The 3,448-nt window shown below is 64.0% G+C and carries 4 protein-coding genes and 1 tRNA gene; 4 read left to right on the forward strand and 1 reads right to left on the reverse strand.

Going from position 1 to position 3,448, the window contains the following annotated elements; translation table 11 throughout:
* Positions 1-53 precede the first annotated feature (53 nt).
* A complete protein-coding gene (locus HMPREF9440_RS08410) occupies positions 54-1,157 on the reverse strand; it encodes a S1C family serine protease (RefSeq protein WP_008543304.1) in 1,104 nt (367 codons plus the stop codon).
* A 37-nt stretch (positions 1,158-1,194) separates the two neighbouring features.
* Here HMPREF9440_RS08410 and HMPREF9440_RS08415 point away from each other — a divergent pair, with 37 nt between their 5' ends.
* The 4 genes from HMPREF9440_RS08415 to HMPREF9440_RS08430 all read left to right on the forward strand — a co-directional run bounded on the left by HMPREF9440_RS08415 (position 1,195) and on the right by HMPREF9440_RS08430 (position 3,296).
* Positions 1,195-1,944 (forward strand): Nif3-like dinuclear metal center hexameric protein, encoded by a 750-nt coding sequence (locus tag HMPREF9440_RS08415; protein ID WP_040765141.1) that lies wholly within the window; start codon positions 1,195-1,197, stop codon positions 1,942-1,944.
* Between the two features lie 153 nt (positions 1,945-2,097).
* The gene (locus HMPREF9440_RS08420) at positions 2,098-2,715 is read left to right on the forward strand and encodes a glutathione S-transferase N-terminal domain-containing protein (RefSeq protein ID WP_008543306.1); all 618 of its coding nucleotides are present in this window, start codon (positions 2,098-2,100) and stop codon (positions 2,713-2,715) included.
* Positions 2,716-2,741: 26 nt separating this feature from the next.
* The gene (locus HMPREF9440_RS08425; RefSeq protein ID WP_008543307.1) at positions 2,742-3,185 is read left to right on the forward strand and encodes a hypothetical protein; all 444 of its coding nucleotides are present in this window, start codon (positions 2,742-2,744) and stop codon (positions 3,183-3,185) included.
* A 35-nt stretch (positions 3,186-3,220) separates the two neighbouring features.
* A tRNA-Thr gene (locus HMPREF9440_RS08430) sits at positions 3,221-3,296 on the forward strand.
* Positions 3,297-3,448 lie beyond the last annotated feature (152 nt).

Below are 3,448 nucleotides of genomic sequence, written 5' to 3' on the forward strand. Positions count from 1 at the left end.
GAGTAGATTCGGTTAGATCTATCAGTACGGACACCGAACAGGATGCCCCTCCGTCAGGGCGCGTCCGACTCGCGCTCCAGCGACCCCGCCTCGCGCTTCGCGGCGCGAAGCGAAATCTCCATCGTGCGGCCGCTCCGGAGCACTTTGAGCTTCACGACGGTGCCCGGAGGCGTCGCGGCGATCTGCTGCAGGAGGCGGTTGACGCGCTCCGTCCTCACGCCGTTCATCTCAAGGATCACGTCGAAGTGGCGGAGCCCCGCCGTGTCGGCGGGCGTGCCGGGGAGCACCCGGCGGACCATGACGCCGGCCGGGACGCCCAACCCCAGGTCGCGCGAGAGCTCTTCCGTGAACTGACGCGGAATGAAGCCGAGGTAGCCGCGGCGGACGTCTTCGCCTTTCAACATCGCGGGGAGCACCTGCCGGATGATCGAGGTCGGGATCGCAAAGCCGATCCCGACGAAGCCTTCCGAGTGCTCGGGCGAGAAGATCGCGGTGTTGATGCCGATGAGGCGCCCTTCGAGGTCGATCAATGCCCCGCCCGAATTCCCCTGGTTGATGGCGGCGTCGGTCTGGATGAAGTCTTCGTAGTTGTTCAACCCCAGGCCGTGGCGGCCCAAGGCGGAGACGATCCCCATCGTCACGGTCTGGCCGACGTCGAAGGGGTTCCCGATCGCGAGCACGACCTGACCGATCTTGAGCTCGCGGCTGTCGCCCAACTCAATGACGGGGAGGTCCTCACCCTTGATGACGAGCGTCGCGAGATCCGTCTCGGCGTCGCCCCCGGCCAGGGTCGCTTCGAACGTGCGTCCGTCGGGGAGCGCGACGTGAAGGTTGGGCGCTTCCTCGACGACGTGGTAATTTGTGAGGACGTGGCCGTCCTTCGAGACGATCACGCCCGACCCCAGGGGGTGGAGTTCGCGCTCGGGCGAGGCGTTCCAGTCGGAACCCGTCTCCTCGGCGCCGTCCCCCGGCGTCGTCGTGCGCGTGAAGATGTTGACGACGGCCGGCGCGGCCCGGCCGACGGCGTCGCTGTAGTCGCCGCGCGGGCCCTCGACGGGCGCCTCGTGCGGGGACGACGTCGTGAGCACGTACGCCCAACCCACCGCGCTCGCGATGGTGACGGCTTGGGCAAAGATCAACCAGAGTCGACGGAGCATGGGTCGGCCGGATAAAGGAATGGGAAGAGAGAAGGAAATGAAGCTCGCGGAATTGACGGCTTGGTTGGACCGCTATCTGGAAGCGGAACGGTTTTCTGATTATGCCCCCAACGGTCTTCAGGTTGAGGGGAAGGCGGACGTCCGGCGCATCGTCACCGCGGTGACGGCGAGCCGAGCCGCGATCGAATACGCCGTGAGCGTGGGCGCCGACGCGCTTCTCGTGCACCACGGCTGGTTTTGGAAGGGCGAGCCCGCGCCCGTCGTCGGGATGAAGGCGAAGCGCATGCGCCTCATGATGAAGGCGGACATGTCCCTGGTCGCCTATCACCTCCCGCTCGATGCCCACCCCGAGGTCGGGAACAACGCGCTTCTCGCGAAGATGCTCGGGATCACCTTGGAGACGCGAAGCGGCTTCTACGACCTTCTTCATGTGGGGACGTTGGCCGAACCCGTCCCGGCGCGGGTTTTCGCCCGCCGCGTCGCCGAAGCCTTGGGGCGTGAGCCGCAGCTTTTCGGCGACGGCGAACGCATGGTGAGGCGGATCGGCTGGTGCTCGGGCGCCGCACAGGGGGAACTCTCCGCGGCCGCCGCCCAAGGGGCGGATCTCTACCTCTCCGGGGAGATCTCGGAGCGCACCTGGCACGAGGCGCGCGAGGAGGACGTTCCGTACCTCGCCTGCGGACACCACGCGACGGAGTGCTGTGGGATCAAGGCTTTGGGCGAACTTTTGGCCGAAACCTTCCCCGAACTCGAGGTTTCCTTCTACGACGACCGCAATCCGGTTTGAAGTAAGTGAAAACCCTTAAAAATTTGGTGTTTTCGAAAGGGCTTCGGTAAAATGGTAGCCCTTTCGCTTCCGATCGTCCCAGGCGCGCACCTCCATCCCGCGCGCAACTGAGGGAAGCCGCTTTTTTCCATTGGCTGCGAGGTAAGTACCGCCATGATGACGCTTTACTCGGGACCGACGTGCCCCTTCTCCCACATGAGCCGCATCGTTTTGAACGAGAAGGGCTGTGAATTCGAAGTCGAGTCGATCGACCTTGAGGGCATTTCCGAAGAGATGAAGACGCAGTTCCTGCAGCTGAGCCCGTACCGCGAGCTCCCGGTGCTCGTCGAACGCGACCTCATCCTCTACAACGTCAACGTCATCAACGAATACATCGACGAGCGCTTCCCGCACCCGCAGCTCATGCCGACGGAGCCCGTCTCCCGTGCGCGCACGCGTCTCTTCCTGCAGATCTTTGAACGCGATCTGATGCCCTTCGTGCGCATGCTCGAAGCCCGCCGCGCGAGCGACGAGCAGAAGGCGCTCGCCCGCCGCCGCATCCTCGCGTGCCTGCAGGTGCTCTCGATGCGCATCGGCCCGACGAAGTTCATCTTCGGCGACGAATTCCAGATGATCGACGCGGTGCTTGCCCCGATCCTCTGGCGCCTGCCCCACTACGGCATCGAACTTCCGCCCGAAACCGAACGTCTCATGACCTACGCCGAGCGTCTCTTCTCGCGCCAGTCCTTCATCGACTCGATGACGGCGCAGGAACGCTCGATGCGCCGCTGATCCGGCCCGGCCGAAGGAGTGAAGGCATGTCCGACATTCTGAAGGACCCGGTGGCGCTGAGCGGCCTTCGCGGCAAGGTGATCGAGGAGATCCGCGCCTGGTGCGAAGAGCGCGGGCTCGAAACCTACGTCTGGATCAAAGTCGACGAACACTGCGCGGTCGACCGCCGTTTCGTGAACGAACACCGCGTGATCTGCCTCGACATCTCCACCGACGCGGTGGACGTCGTGGAGATCGTCGACGGGTGGATCGCCTTCCGCTGCGACTTCCAGGATGCGCCCAACTCGCTCGTCTGCGCGCCCCTGACGCGCGTCCTGCAGGTGGGCCCGGCGGACGATCCCTCTCAGGGCGTGCGCTTCTTCGAGAAGGCCACGGCGCCCGAATTCCGCGACACGTGTCCGTACCCGGCCGCGGTCTACGGGACCGAGGGCGTGGTGAAGCGCTTCCGCCCGCACCGCCGCAATTCCTAATTCCAAAAGGCGTTTCCGATATAATCGCGCCTTCCGCCTCTTTAGCTCAGTTGGTAGAGCAACCGCCTTGTAAGCGGTAGGTCGTCCGTTCGAGTCGGACAAGGGGCACCAATTCAAGAATCCCGTACCGTTCATTGCGGTGCGGGATTTTTATTTCAATGCATCGTGTGTGCACCCACATACCTTCCCGTCCGCCTTAAGGCGCTTCGCGGATCCCGCCCGTAGAATCTTCGCTGAGGAACAGTAAAGAAATAAAATTTACT

The sequence above is a fragment of the Sutterella parvirubra YIT 11816 genome (assembly GCF_000250875.1).
In the GTDB taxonomy this organism is placed as follows: Bacteria; Pseudomonadota; Gammaproteobacteria; order Burkholderiales; family Burkholderiaceae_F; genus Sutterella; species Sutterella parvirubra.